The organism is Amphritea sp. GJ51-11, from assembly GCF_055808735.1.
The window spans coordinates 76,947-89,743 of the sequence record NZ_CM147881.1; the positions used below are offsets into that span (position 1 = coordinate 76,947).

A 12,797-nucleotide genomic window follows, 5' to 3' on the forward strand; every position below is an offset into this window, starting at 1 on the left:
GAACCAATTGAGAGGTCAAAGTGATCAAAGTAGGTATCGTAGGCGGCACCGGTTATACCGGCGTAGAGCTGCTAAGACTGTTGGCAAATCATCCTGAAGTATCGGTTGAGGTCATTACTTCCCGATCTGAGGAAGGTATGCGAATCGACGATATGTACCCCAACCTGCGTGGTCACTACGATCTGCAGTTTACGGTGCCCGATGTAGACAGACTGGCCCAGTGTGATGCGGTGTTCTTTGCTACGCCACATGGTGTGGCGATGAAAATGGCGCCCGAATTAGTTGAACGGGGCGTGCGAGTGATTGATCTAGGGGCTGATTTCCGGATTAAAGATCTCGAACTCTGGTCTAAATGGTATGGCATGGAGCACACCAGCCCAGAGCTGGCGGCGCAAGCTGTGTATGGCCTCCCGGAGGTCAATCGGGCGGCGATTAAAGAGGCTCGGATGATCGCCTGTCCGGGTTGTTATCCTACCGCCACCCAGCTGGGTTTTTTACCATTGGTTGAAAATGGTTTGATCGACCATCGTCGTCTGATTGCCGATGTTAAATCTGGCGTCAGTGGAGCAGGCCGTGGGGCTAATGTCGGCTCGCTGTTGTGTGAAAGCAGCGAAAGCATGAAAGCCTATGGCGTAGCGGGTCATCGTCATCTACCTGAAGTTAAGCAGGGTCTGAGTGAAGCTGCTGGCCGTCCGGTTGGGTTGACCTTTGTGCCGCATCTGACGCCGATGATTCGGGGTATTCATGCCACACTTTATGGGATTTTGAAAGATCCAGTGGATGGCTTACAAGCGCTGTTTGAAGAACGTTATGCCAATGAGCCGTTTGTTGATGTGATGCCTGCTGGCAGTCATCCAGAAACCCGCAGTGTTAAAGGCGCGAATGTTTGTCGTATCAGTGTCTTCCGCCCTCAGAATGATGACACCGTAGTGGTGCTGTCGGTGATCGATAATTTGGTCAAAGGGGCGGCGGGTCAGGCGATCCAAAATATGAATATTATGTTTGGTTTCGATGAAGCCGAAGGGTTGCGTCATACCGGTATGATGCCGTAACCGGGATTTTCTATACTTGACTAAATTACTCGGTTAAATAGATAATAGATGCCTGAATAGGTAAACACGAGTGAGTGAGCAGATATGACAGAGATGACTGACCAGCAGCCGGACATGGTTTTTTCCGATTCCGCAGCGGCGAAGGTAAGAAGTCTGATCGAAGAAGAGCAGAACGATAACCTTAAACTACGGGTATTTATTACCGGTGGTGGTTGCGCGGGCTTCTCTTATGGCTTCACTTTTGATGAGGCGGTTGCTGATGATGACACCGCGATTGAAAATGATGGTGTCACGATGCTGATTGACCCGATGAGCTACCAGTATCTGGTGGGTTCGGTGGTGGACTATAAAGAGGGCCTGCAGGGCTCTCAGTTTGTGATCAATAACCCCAATGCGACAACCACCTGTGGTTGCGGCTCCTCTTTCTCGATCTGACCATAACCTAACGCTCTAACAAGTAAGCGTTAGATAGCCCCGTAAAGTTTATTTACTTTGGTAAATAGTGCTTTACGGGGTTTTTGTTTTTCTGACCCGTCAGAATTTACCCGTTGCTGCTTGGGTAGCGGGTGAAGTATGAACTTTCCCCATGACTCTTTATAACGCCTGGCGTCGCTCTCTTCTCAAGTGATTAACTCAATACATGGGAGATATAGACCTTAGCCGTTAAGCCAAACAGGGTTAGGCCTGTGAGTAAGCCGAGAAAAATAGCTCGCCCCTCCCGATTGGCGCCCGCTTTAAGCGAAATATGCCAGACGCTCCAGAGCTTAAGCACGATCATTACCATAACGGCAACAAAGACGTAGATTTCGCTAGTTGACCAAATAACCATGATGACGCTCACTTTTAATATTCATTTGACATGCATGTTATTAGTAAATAATATTCATATCAAATGAATATTTAAATATTATGCTAGCCGCAACCGAGTAGTGAGTTGCGGCTAGCAAGGAGCAGTTAGGTGAATAGGTCGGAGATTCTTAAACCCTTGAGTCGGGAACACCATACGGCGCTGGTGCATGTGAAGCGGATATTGGCACGCGCAACCGATGGCGCCGAAGCTGTTGTGGACTATTGGCAGCAGGTGGGTGATCAATTTCAGGCAGAGCTTGCCGCGCATTTTCATGAAGAAGAACAGTTGGTTGATGGTATACAAGACCCGTTATTACTGCGTTTCCGTGAGGAGCATCGGCAGCTTAGAGCGTTGATGGCAGCACCCGATGCCGAAAACCTTCAGGCGTTTGCTCTGCTGTTAAAAGCTCATATCCGTTTTGAAGAGCGGGAATTTTTCCCCTGTTTAGAAGTGAGTCACTACGATCGATTGCAACATAACCACACTCACTGATGCGGTTTCACATGTTTAAAAACTAAAACTAAAACTAAAACTAAAAACTAACCATTTAATCGTTCTATGTAATAACGAAGGGTGAATATGAAAACTGAGACAATATCGGTCGTAAAAGCCACCGTACCTGCTATTCAGGCCTCTGGAGAGGCGATCACACAGCACTTTTATTGCCTACTCTTTGCAGAACATCCTGAGCTACAACATGTTTTTAATATGGCGAGTCAGGCGAGTGGGCGGCAGCAGTCTACACTCGCAGCGGCTATTCTGGGATATGCCGCCCATATTGATAACTTGAGTGCGCTCGGCGGCACAGTTGAGAAAATTGCCGCGAAGCATTTCAGTCTTGATATCACCCCAGCACAATATGACATTGTTGGCCGTAATCTACTGCGAGCGATTCGTGAGGTACTAGGCGCTGAAGTGGCGACTGATATGGTGTTGACCGCTTGGGCTGAAGCCTATCAGAAGCTCGCGGATATTCTGATTGGTCGCGAAGAACAGTTGTATGCTGAGGCAAAGGCTGAGGGCTGGAACGGTTTTAAAGCGTTTAAGGTTGACCGTATTGTCGATGAGAGTGATGAGATTCGATCTTTTTATCTGCGCCCTCTCGATGGTAAACCCTTGCCTGAGTATCGTCCTGGACAGTTCGTGAGTGTCAAAATAGCGAGTCCAGATTGGCAATATGAAGAGATTCGCCAGTACAGCCTTTCTGATTGCCCCCGCGCCGAGGGTTATCGGATTTCGGTGAAGCGTGAACCCGCAGCACGGGCGGATGTGCCAGCAGGCCGGGTATCAAATCATCTACATGAAAACCTGAAGCTAGGCGGTCAGTTGGCGGTACATATGCCCGGTGGTGATTTCTTTTTAAAACACACTGACCGCCCAGTGGTGTTGATTAGCGGTGGGGTGGGCGTTACGCCTATGCTGAGTATGTTGAACGATCTGTTATTGAAAAATGACAGCCGAGACATCGTTTGGTTACAGGGAGCCCACAATCGTCAGTCCCATGCATTTGCGCAGCATATCGGTTGCCTGAAACGTGATTATCCCAAACTGACAGCGGTCACTTTCTATGACGATCCGTCGGCTGCCAAACAGGGCTGTGATTATGATCATCAAGGCTATATCACCAGTGAATGGCTGGCGCATTACTGTCCTCCTGATGCGGAGTTCTATTTCTGCGGCCCATTGGCGTTTATGCGCGCGATCTACCGTCAGTTGAAAGGGTTAGGGGTTGATGACGCACAGTTAAATTATGAGGTCTTTGGCCCGAGTGAAAGTTTGGACTGACGTTGATAAAGCTGATTGATAAGAGGGCCACGGTGGCCGGTGTTATGTCGCTGTACTTTTGTGCCAGCCCCAATCAGTTAAGCCTGTGGGTGAGTCGTTATCCGCAGGCAGTGGCCGTTGGCAACGGGGTGTAATCTGTTGTTACTGGGTTTATAGGGACGGCGGCTATTGTGTCGCAATTAAACGGGGTATAGTTATCGAGCCCCGGTTTATTAACCTTTTCATCCGTCTTGGAGTGTCCATGAGACTTACGGCTTTCACTGATTTTGGCTTACGCACACTGATGTATCTTGCCTGCTTAAAAGATGATCAGTTGAGTAGTGTGGCTGAGGTTTCGGGAGTCTACCGTGTGTCTCAGAGCCATATGGTTAAAGTGATTGGCCAATTAGCTAAATCGGGCTATGTGCAAACGATTCGTGGCAAAAATGGTGGTATTCGGTTGGCTGTGAAGCCTGAATTGATCAATATCGGGGATGTGATTGAGCAGCTAGAAAACCATCTTGATGGTGTTGATTGTGCCACTACCGCCTGTCAGCTAGTGCCCTGTTGCGAGTTGAAAAATGCCCTGATGGAAGGGATGCAGGCATATCTCGATACGATGCGAAAATATACCTTAGCGGATTTAATAGTCAATAAACGCCAGTTAATTCCGTTAATGACCGCTGTCTAAATCTACGTTATTCCCCCCAGTAAATAGCGCCCAATGGGCGGTAACCTGCAGCACCGGTGACGCCGGGTTCATTACCACTTTGATGGTTAAGGGTGCGGTAAGCCAGCCAAGCAAAGGCTGCGGCTTCAACCCAGTCTGGATCGAGGTCGAGATCGGCGGTGGTGCTCAAGTGATGGGGCTCAAGTAATGTCGCTAACCGATGTTTGAGTTGCTGGTTATAGCTCCCTCCGCCACAGAGAAATACCTTTAGGTCCTCTAGCTGGTGACTGTTGATGGCATCGGCAATTGAGCGGGCAGTTAATTCCAGTAGCGTTGCCTGAACGTCGACCGGGCGGTGTTGTTCTGGTTGTGCACTGAGTAGCTGTTGTATCCACGCGAGGTTGAACTGTTCCCGCCCGGTACTTTTAGGTGGTGCTTCACTAAAGTAGGGGAGCGCTAAGAGGGTTTGCAGTAGTTGAGGTATGATCCGACCCGCTGCGGCCCACTGGCCATCTCTATCATAGTTTTCCTGGCGGTGTAGTTTTATCCAGCTATCCATCAAAACATTGCCTGGTCCCGTATCATAGCCGAGCACGGCTTTATCCTCAGCGGCCTCGAGGATGGTCAAATTAGCCATACCACCAATATTAACCAGAATTCTATTTTGTTCGGTGTGGTGAAAAAGCGCATTGTGGAAGGCGGGTACCAAGGGGGCGCCTTGACCGCCGGCCGCCATATCTCGGCGGCGAAAATCGGCAACGGTGGTAATACCGGTACGTTCGGCAATCAGATTGGGGTCGCCGATCTGTAGTGTAAAGTGCGCTTCAGGACGATGGCGAATGGTCTGGCCATGACTGCCAATGGCGGCAATATCAGTCCGCGGTAGCGAATGCTGGCTGATCAGGTTTTCCACTGCGCGGGCAAAGAGTTCTGCGAGTGCTAGATCGAGTCGCCCCAGACGTTCAACCTCATTCGTTCCCGGATTAAACAGGGCAAGGGTCGCGGCGTGAATCTCAGCCGGAATGGCTTCACTATGGGTGGCGATCAATGCAAATGTTGGTTCAAACTTAACGGCGACGGCATCAATACTGTCGAGGCTGGTGCCGGACATTAGGCCTATAAAGATCGGAGCACTCATGGATGTTCCTGCGATCAGTTAATGTTATTCAGCGGCAGAGGCTAACTGAGTCGCTTTATAGGCTTCCAGCTGTGCCAGTGTTTGTTCGGCGGCCGCGAAAAATGCTGCTCGTTCGGCTTTAGCTATTGGTGCTGCATGGGGCAGCTTTACGGTCTGCGGGTTTTTGTGGACACCGTTAACTCGGAACTCATAGTGTAAATGAGGGCCTGAGGCGAGCCCTGTTTGGCCAACATAGCCAATAACATCCCCTTGCTGCACTCGGCTACCGTTTTTCTGCCCTTTACGATAATTACTCATATGGCCATAGAGGGTGGTGATATTACCGCCGTGTTGCACGATAACACAGTTGCCATAACCGCCTTTCTTGCCCCGCCAAATAATTTTGCCATCCCCCGCCGCTTTGATAGGGGTGCCGGTACGAGCAGCATAGTCGGTACCTTTATGTGCTCGGGTCAGCCCTAAGACAGGGTGTTTACGCCGTGTTTTGAAACTTGAACTGATGCGAGCAAAATCCACTGGGCTGCGTAAAAAAGCTTTGCGCATGCTATCACCTTGCGGTGTGTAGTAGCTGCTGTTGCCTTGGCTGTCGGTATAGCGAACCGCAGTGTACGTTTCTCCTCGGTTGACGAACTGGGCAGATAGAATGCTGCCTTCACCGATTTTTTTGCCTTCGAGAAACTTCTCTTCATAAACCAAACTAAAATGGTCGCCTTGACGTAGATCCAGCACGAAATCGATATCCCAACCGAAAATGGCGGCCAGCTCCATAATCATGCGGTCGGATAAACCCGCTTGGGAGGCATCCAAAAATAGGGAGTTTTCGATACTGGCTTTAACAAAACGAGGGCGTATATCGGGTTGTTTGGTGATCTCTTTAACCACGTACCCTTGATCAGTCGATAGAATCAGTGAACTTTCTAGTTTATTGCGGATATGTTTGAGCTTATGCAATTGATGATCGTTGATGACAAAGCTCAGTGTTTGGCCTGGGTATATTCGCTTTAGAGCATCAGTGTCTTTCAGCGCATCACCAACTAAAAAAGCATCTCGACTGCTGAGTCCTGCACGCTTGAAAACAGAGGTTAGGGTATCTCCATTACGGATGGTGAAATCCTGCCACTGCTCGGGTGCTTGCGCTGTCACTGAGGGACTTTTTGCAGCGCTTTCGGTCGAGGATTGTGTCGCTATTTGAGGCTCGACTAGCTGAGGATTGACCGTTGTTTGTGAACTTGTCTGTACGGTTGGTTGTTGGGTGTTCTGTAACGGCAGCGTGATGGTGGTTGTCGTTGTTTCATTAAATACCGATGCTGGGGCGTTTTGTGAAGGCAGCAGCATTGCGGTTAGGCCGACAATGACAGTACAGATAATAACCGCCATCAGGTGGGTAATCGGAAGGTGCTGTTTTAACCGTTGGATGACAAACACGGTGCTCTACCTCAGTATTTAAAGTTTTGGGAAGTATACCGGAAGCAGTTACATAATCGAAACATTCACCCTCTATCGGCGAAAAAGACGCTATATCTAATAAGTCTTCTGCTATTTAGGGACAGTATTGTCGCCGAATCATGCCAGCTTAAAAGCTATTCTGTGGTGTGAGAGTACTGTGAATGATAAACGATCTTAATCAGTAAGGGGCTTTCGACATCATAGGTTTGTCGGATTTAATGTGGAAGGGTAGAATACGCCCCATCAATGATGACTACTTATTATGCGAAGGGTTAATAGAAGGCAATGACAGATACGACACTGTTACAGGATCTTAATGCGCGCGGTTTGATCGCGCAGATGACCAGTGAAGACGAACTGGAACAACACCTGGCGGAAGGTTCTGTCACCCTTTATTGTGGCTTCGACCCCACTGCGGACAGCCTTCATATTGGTTCTTTGGTGCCACTGTTGGCGCTAAAGCGTTTTCAGCAAGCGGGTCATAAACCGCTGGCGCTGGTGGGCGGGGCAACAGGGTTGATTGGCGACCCTAGCTTTAAAGCCCAAGAGCGTAAGTTGAATGATGATGATACGGTTGCCGGTTGGGTGGAAAAGCTCAAAGGCCAAGTGAGTCAGTTTATCGATTTTGATTGCGGTGCGAATAGCGCGGAAGTCGTTAACAATCTTGATTGGACGCGTGGGATGGATATCCTGACGTTCCTGCGGGATGTCGGCAAACACTTCTCGGTTAACCAGATGATCGCGAAAGAGTCGGTTAAGCAGCGGATCGATCGTGAAGGTGAAGGGATCTCGTTTACTGAGTTCACCTATATGATCCTGCAGTCATTTGATTATCAGCAGTTGAATGCTAGCCGCAACTGTACGTTACAGATTGGGGGGTCTGACCAGTGGGGTAATATCACCGGTGGTACTGAGCTGACTCGTCGTATGAACGGTAACCGGGCGTTTGGTTTAACCCTGCCGCTGATTACCAAGTCCGATGGCACTAAATTTGGTAAAACTGAATCCGGTACGATTTGGTTGTCACCCGCGAAAACGTCGCCTTATGCATTTTATCAGTTCTGGCTGCAAACCGCCGATGCTGATGTTTACGCGTTCTTGAAATACTTTACCTTTCTTGCCGTTGATGAGATCGATGCATTGGAGCAAGCCGATGCGGCCCGTGACGGGCGTCCAGAGGCTCAATCAGTTCTGGCGCGGGAAGTCACCCGCTTGGTTCACGGTGAAGAGGGTTTGACGGCTGCGATGCGCATCACTGAAGCGCTGTTCAGTGGCAATCTGGCGGACCTTAGCGAAGCTGACTTTGAACAACTGCAATTGGATGGCCTGCCATCATCTCGTTTGGCTGCAAGTGATCTGGTGGAAACGCCATTAACGACATTGTTGAGTGATGCGGGTTTGGCGGCTTCTGGCAAGCAGATTAAAGATGCGTTGCAACGTAATGCGGTGATCGTTAACGGTGTCGAAAAAGGCATGGATGACAATATGAAAGCTGCAGAGATTTTTACGGCGGAAAATGGCACCTATAGTCGTTTCTTCCTGGTTAAATTGGGTAAGAAAAAGCACCATCTTTTCTCTATCTAAAGGTATTTATGTGAAAAACGCGCTATTCGAAAGAATCAGCGCGTTTTTTTATATCTGCATAAAGGTTATCCGAATAGCGCATAGATATTCTGCACTTATGATCTATATTAACGGTACATATAAATATTAATTTTTTCATCAGGGGGATGTATGCAGAATACATCACAACATGTTTTTCGTATCACCACCTTGAGCGCCGCAATTTTCCTTGCCGCTTGTAGTAGTAACGCACCACAGTCCAATGTCGTCCTGGATCCAGCTGAACTGGAGCAGCGTAATCAGGTTTTGGTTGATAAAGAAAAAGATTTAGCACGGCGTGAAGCCATGTTGGCAGATAAAGCAGCAACACCTGCCACAGAACCCCTGTTACCTCCGTCGGCAAAGGCCGGTGAGTGTTACGCCCGGGTCTGGGTTGAGCCAGAGTATAAAAGCTACACTGAGACCGTATTGGTAAAAGAAGCTGGTGAGCGATTTGAAATCATGCCGGCGAAGTATGAAAAAGTGACAGAGCGAATGATGGTTCAGCCTGCCAGCTTTAAAATGACACCGGTGCCCGCCAAGTATGATGTGGTTAAAGAGCAAAAACTGATTCGTGAAGCCGAGCAAGTTTGGCGCATTGATAAAACCTTAAAAAGTGCGCCGGCCAGTCAAAACTTGTTGGCAGCAGCGAGCTCCCACGGTATTGATCTCGATGCAGCTAAACCCGGCATGTGTTTTCATGAACATTATGTGCCAGCCGAGTTTAAACAGGTCAATGAGTCTGTTTTGACCCGAGAAGCTTACGATAAAGTGAGTGTGGTACCGGCGCAATATCGTTGGGTTGAGAAACGGGTCATGGTGAAAGAAGCCAGCAGTCGTATTGAAGAGGTGCCGGCGAAATACCAAACAGTGACGGAGCAAGTGATTGATGTGCCTGCCCATACTGTCTGGAAAAAAGGTACCGGGCCGATTCAGAAGATCGATCAAGCGACCGGCGAGATTATGTGTTTAGTTGATGTGCCCGCCACCTATAAAACGGTTTCCCGTGAAGTGGTAGTGACGCCGGCTAGTACTCGGACGATCGATATTCCAGCCGAATATAAAACAGTGAAAGTACAAGAACTCGTATCTGAGGCCCGTGAAGAACGTACGTCGGTGCCTGCAGTGTATTCAGATGTAGCATTAACCAAAAAAGTTCATGATTATGAATTTGATTGGCATGAAGTGCATGATCTAACACATCCAAGTAGCACTCGAACTGGTAATAAAATATGTTTGACCGAAACGCCGGCTAAGTATGAAACAGTTGAGCGTACGGTTGTTGTTCAGCCTGCCGGTTTCAAACGCATGGATATTCCAGCGAAGTACGAAAATGTTGAAGTGACTAAGTTGGCTGTCGCAGCGCAGAACAAGCGTTACGAGATTCCAGCGAAGTATGAAACGGTTACTTTAAGTAAGTTGGATAAAGATGGCTATATGGAATGGCGCTCAATCCTTTGTGATACCAATATGACGACTACCAATATTGGCCATATACAGAAAGCGCTGTTGGCTGGTGGTTTTGATCCGGGTCGTATCGATGGTGTGATTGGACGTCAGACAATGTCTGCGGTTAATGAATTCCAGCGTGCCAATGACTTGCCAGTTGATGAATATATCAATATGGAAACGGTTAAAGCATTAGGCGTTCGTTTGTAAACAAATAGCTGCTGTACTTAAAACGCCCTGACTTGTCAGGGCGTTTTTGTTTCTAGGGTTTGTTCGATTGGTTGCAGCGGTTGTTCTCGATGACACAGAACCGGGGCTGTCCTCATTGAGAAGACGATAGCAATTGTCCAGACCTGAAAACGGGGCCATATAGGCCCCGTCGTCAGCTGGTCTGAGCGTCGTTTAATACAGGGCTTTTTCGTCGCGTATTAAATCTTTCAGCATATCGAGGAACAGCGTATCTGCTTCGCTATGTTCCAGTGGGATTTTAATGTTGGTGGTGGCGGATAACTCATCGGCAATTTTTACATTCGCATGCTTCTCGTCGATATGTTTACGGGTAATATCCAGTGCGGTCTTACAAATCTCTGGTTCTACCATTATCTTGCGCAATACCAACACAAACTCATTAAGGGCGCGTTCCTTGTTTTTAATTTCCGCAGTGTTCATGCAACGATCTCCGACTCGAAAAAATATCTACGTTTAGCTTATTCTAGCTTTCTTTCACTATAGCATTCTCGTTGCCGGGCCGGCAGCCCTGAGTTACACAACAGAAGAATATTTGATTTATCCTCGATGTTCTCTTGATCATTTCCTGATCTGCTGTCAGAATGACGCCACAATTTTGTTGTTTCTGCACTAAGTAGGTTACCCCGAAGCAGAAACTTGATAAGCACACCCAGCTTATCTTCCCGGGTTTATAGTGTGTACCCACACGTAATCGCCGGATGAAGAGTTGCTTTTGCCTTTCCCTGACCGTACCGGTCATCTTCGCAAAAGCCTGCTGGTTGATGTTATTTCACACCAGTAGGCGCGTCATAACATCCTCCAGTATCAGAATTTTTTATACATGCCTCTGCGCGTGTAATTTGAGGATACTATTGTGGAACAACTTTCAGGCGGCGAAATGGTAATTCGCGCCCTTAAAGATGAGGGTGTGAAACACATCTACGGTTATCCCGGTGGGGCACTGCTGCATATCTATGATGCACTGTTTCAGCAGGACGATGTGCAGCACGTTCTGGTACGCCATGAACAGGCGGCCACTCATATGGCTGATGCCTATGCACGAGCTACCGGTAAAGCGGGTGTGGCGCTGGTGACTTCAGGCCCAGGTGCAACCAATGCGATTACGGGTATTGCTACCGCGTATATGGATTCAATTCCGATGGTGGTGATTACCGGCCAGGTCATGAGTTTCTTGATCGGTGAAGATGCCTTCCAAGAGACCGATATGATCGGTGTCTCCCGCCCTGTTGTTAAGCATAGCTTTAGTGTTCAGAATCCTGAGGATATTCCTTCTATAATTAAGAAGGCGTTCCATATCGCTGAAAGTGGTCGTCCGGGCCCGGTTGTTGTTGATATTCCAAAAGATATGACCAACCCAACGGATCGTTTTAATTACGAGTATCCGAAAAACATTAAACTGCGTTCTTATAACCCGGTTAGCCGCGGCCATAGTGGTCAGATCAAGAAAGCGATCGATATGGTGCTAGGTGCTAAACGTCTGGTTATCTATGCTGGTGGCGGTGTTATTTTGGGCGGTGCGAGCGGCGAATTAACCGAATTAGCGCAGTTGCTGAATGCGCCGGTGACCAATACTTTGATGGGCTTGGGCGGATACCCTGGTACCGACCGTCAGTTCATCGGTATGTTGGGGATGCACGGTAGCTATGAAGCGAACATGGCAATGCACCATGCGGATTTGATTCTCGCGGTGGGTGCGCGTTTCGATGACCGAGTCACCAATGGCGTCGATAAGTTCTGCCCGACGGCTAAGATCATCCATGTGGATATCGACCCTGCCTCTATCTCAAAAACCATTAAAGCTGATGTGCCCATTGTTGGTCCAGCGAAGCATGTGTTGAATGAGATGGTCACGCTGGTTAAAGAGAGCAAGAAGCAACCAGAGAAAGAAGCAATCGATGCCTGGTGGAAACAGATCGATGAGTGGCGTACCCGTCACGGTGGTCATTACCGCACCGATGATTCTGCAAAGATGAAGCCTCAGCAGGTTATCGAAATGCTGTGTAAAGTCACCGGTGGTGATGCTTATGTTTGTTCTGACGTGGGTCAGCACCAGATGTTTGCGGCGCAGTATTATAAGTTCAATAAACCGAATCGTTGGATCAACTCCGGTGGTTTGGGCACCATGGGCTTTGGCTTGCCAGCTGCGATGGGCGTGAAGATGAACTTCCCCGATGAAGAGGTTGTTTGTGTCACCGGTGAAGGCAGTATTCAGATGAATATTCAAGAACTGTCGACCATCAGCCAATACAACATCCCATTGAAGGTTATCTGTCTGAATAACCAGTCGCTGGGGATGGTACGTCAGTGGCAGGATATGAACTATGAATCACGTCACTCACATTCCTATATGGAATCATTGCCTGACTTTATTAAACTGGCGGAAGCCTATGGTCATGTGGGTATGAAAGTTGATAAATATGAAGATCTGGAAGCGGCGATGACGAAAGCGTTCGCCATGAAGGATCGGATGGTATTTATGGATATCACAGTAGATCCGTTTGAGCATGTATACCCAATGCAGGTACCGCGTGGTTCTATGCGTGATATGTGGCTGAGTAAGACGGAGAGAACCTGATC

The 12,797-nt window shown here is 48.4% G+C and carries 12 protein-coding genes; 8 read left to right on the forward strand and 4 right to left on the reverse strand.

Features of this window, described 5'->3' with window-relative positions:
* The first annotated feature begins 20 nt into the window (after nucleotides 1-20).
* Complete coding sequence (gene argC, locus AC0L4K_RS00355) at nucleotides 21-1,052, forward strand: N-acetyl-gamma-glutamyl-phosphate reductase (protein ID WP_473267836.1); 1,032 nt, start codon at nucleotides 21-23, stop codon at nucleotides 1,050-1,052.
* An 84-nt stretch (nucleotides 1,053-1,136) separates the two neighbouring features.
* On the forward strand, nucleotides 1,137-1,487 hold the full coding sequence (gene erpA / locus AC0L4K_RS00360) for an iron-sulfur cluster insertion protein ErpA (RefSeq protein ID WP_126159688.1): 351 nt from the start codon (nucleotides 1,137-1,139) through the stop codon (nucleotides 1,485-1,487).
* Between the two features lie 193 nt (nucleotides 1,488-1,680).
* Here erpA and AC0L4K_RS00365 read toward each other — a convergent pair whose 3' ends face one another.
* The gene (locus tag AC0L4K_RS00365) at nucleotides 1,681-1,881 is read right to left on the reverse strand and encodes a hypothetical protein (protein ID WP_417227373.1); all 201 of its coding nucleotides are present in this window, start codon (nucleotides 1,879-1,881) and stop codon (nucleotides 1,681-1,683) included.
* Between the two features lie 129 nt (nucleotides 1,882-2,010).
* Here AC0L4K_RS00365 and AC0L4K_RS00370 point away from each other — a divergent pair, with 129 nt between their 5' ends.
* From AC0L4K_RS00370 to AC0L4K_RS00380, 3 genes are all read left to right on the forward strand, one after another.
* Complete coding sequence (locus AC0L4K_RS00370) at nucleotides 2,011-2,394, forward strand: hemerythrin domain-containing protein (protein ID WP_417227371.1); 384 nt, start codon at nucleotides 2,011-2,013, stop codon at nucleotides 2,392-2,394.
* 87 nt (nucleotides 2,395-2,481) lie between these two features.
* Nucleotides 2,482-3,687 carry an NO-inducible flavohemoprotein gene (hmpA, locus tag AC0L4K_RS00375; RefSeq protein WP_473267837.1) on the forward strand — a complete coding sequence of 402 codons (1,206 nt, stop codon included), beginning with the start codon at nucleotides 2,482-2,484 and terminating at the stop codon, nucleotides 3,685-3,687.
* A 241-nt stretch (nucleotides 3,688-3,928) separates the two neighbouring features.
* Entirely contained in the window at nucleotides 3,929-4,357 is a 429-nt protein-coding gene (locus AC0L4K_RS00380) for an Rrf2 family transcriptional regulator (RefSeq protein ID WP_417227365.1), read from the forward strand.
* 7 nt (nucleotides 4,358-4,364) lie between these two features.
* On the opposite strand, the gene AC0L4K_RS00385 is transcribed toward AC0L4K_RS00380, so the two are convergent.
* Nucleotides 4,365-5,474 carry an anhydro-N-acetylmuramic acid kinase gene (locus AC0L4K_RS00385; protein ID WP_473267838.1) on the reverse strand — a complete coding sequence of 370 codons (1,110 nt, stop codon included), beginning with the start codon at nucleotides 5,472-5,474 and terminating at the stop codon, nucleotides 4,365-4,367.
* Between the two features lie 24 nt (nucleotides 5,475-5,498).
* On the reverse strand, nucleotides 5,499-6,899 hold the full coding sequence (locus AC0L4K_RS00390; protein WP_473267840.1) for an OapA family protein: 1,401 nt from the start codon (nucleotides 6,897-6,899) through the stop codon (nucleotides 5,499-5,501).
* 306 nt (nucleotides 6,900-7,205) lie between these two features.
* Here AC0L4K_RS00390 and tyrS point away from each other — a divergent pair, with 306 nt between their 5' ends.
* Both tyrS and AC0L4K_RS00400 read left to right on the forward strand, forming a co-directional pair.
* Nucleotides 7,206-8,504, forward strand: a complete 1,299-nt coding sequence (tyrS, locus tag AC0L4K_RS00395) for a tyrosine--tRNA ligase (protein WP_473267841.1) — start codon at nucleotides 7,206-7,208, stop codon at nucleotides 8,502-8,504.
* Between the two features lie 150 nt (nucleotides 8,505-8,654).
* Complete coding sequence (locus AC0L4K_RS00400) at nucleotides 8,655-10,181, forward strand: peptidoglycan-binding domain-containing protein (RefSeq protein WP_473267842.1); 1,527 nt, start codon at nucleotides 8,655-8,657, stop codon at nucleotides 10,179-10,181.
* A 192-nt stretch (nucleotides 10,182-10,373) separates the two neighbouring features.
* Here AC0L4K_RS00400 and AC0L4K_RS00405 read toward each other — a convergent pair whose 3' ends face one another.
* Nucleotides 10,374-10,640, reverse strand: coding sequence for a hypothetical protein (locus tag AC0L4K_RS00405; RefSeq protein ID WP_417227356.1), 267 nt, complete (start codon nucleotides 10,638-10,640; stop codon nucleotides 10,374-10,376).
* Between the two features lie 433 nt (nucleotides 10,641-11,073).
* Here AC0L4K_RS00405 and AC0L4K_RS00410 point away from each other — a divergent pair, with 433 nt between their 5' ends.
* Nucleotides 11,074-12,795, forward strand: a complete 1,722-nt coding sequence (locus AC0L4K_RS00410) for an acetolactate synthase 3 large subunit (protein WP_417227354.1) — start codon at nucleotides 11,074-11,076, stop codon at nucleotides 12,793-12,795.
* Nucleotides 12,796-12,797: the final 2 nt, after the last annotated feature.

Excerpts from the sequence above, each read along its gene's own strand:
- tyrS (WP_473267841.1), top strand. The coding sequence starts at position 7,206 with ATGACAGATACGACACTGTTACAGGATCTTAATGCGCGCGGTTTGATC.
- AC0L4K_RS00365 (WP_417227373.1), bottom strand. The coding sequence starts at position 1,881 with ATGGTTATTTGGTCAACTAGCGAAATCTACGTCTTTGTTGCCGTTATG.
- AC0L4K_RS00385 (WP_473267838.1), bottom strand. The coding sequence starts at position 5,474 with ATGAGTGCTCCGATCTTTATAGGCCTAATGTCCGGCACCAGCCTCGAC.
- AC0L4K_RS00380 (WP_417227365.1), top strand. The coding sequence starts at position 3,929 with ATGAGACTTACGGCTTTCACTGATTTTGGCTTACGCACACTGATGTAT.
- AC0L4K_RS00405 (WP_417227356.1), bottom strand. The coding sequence starts at position 10,640 with ATGAACACTGCGGAAATTAAAAACAAGGAACGCGCCCTTAATGAGTTT.
- hmpA (WP_473267837.1), top strand. The coding sequence starts at position 2,482 with ATGAAAACTGAGACAATATCGGTCGTAAAAGCCACCGTACCTGCTATT.
- AC0L4K_RS00400 (WP_473267842.1), top strand. The coding sequence starts at position 8,655 with ATGCAGAATACATCACAACATGTTTTTCGTATCACCACCTTGAGCGCC.
- erpA (WP_126159688.1), top strand. The coding sequence starts at position 1,137 with ATGACAGAGATGACTGACCAGCAGCCGGACATGGTTTTTTCCGATTCC.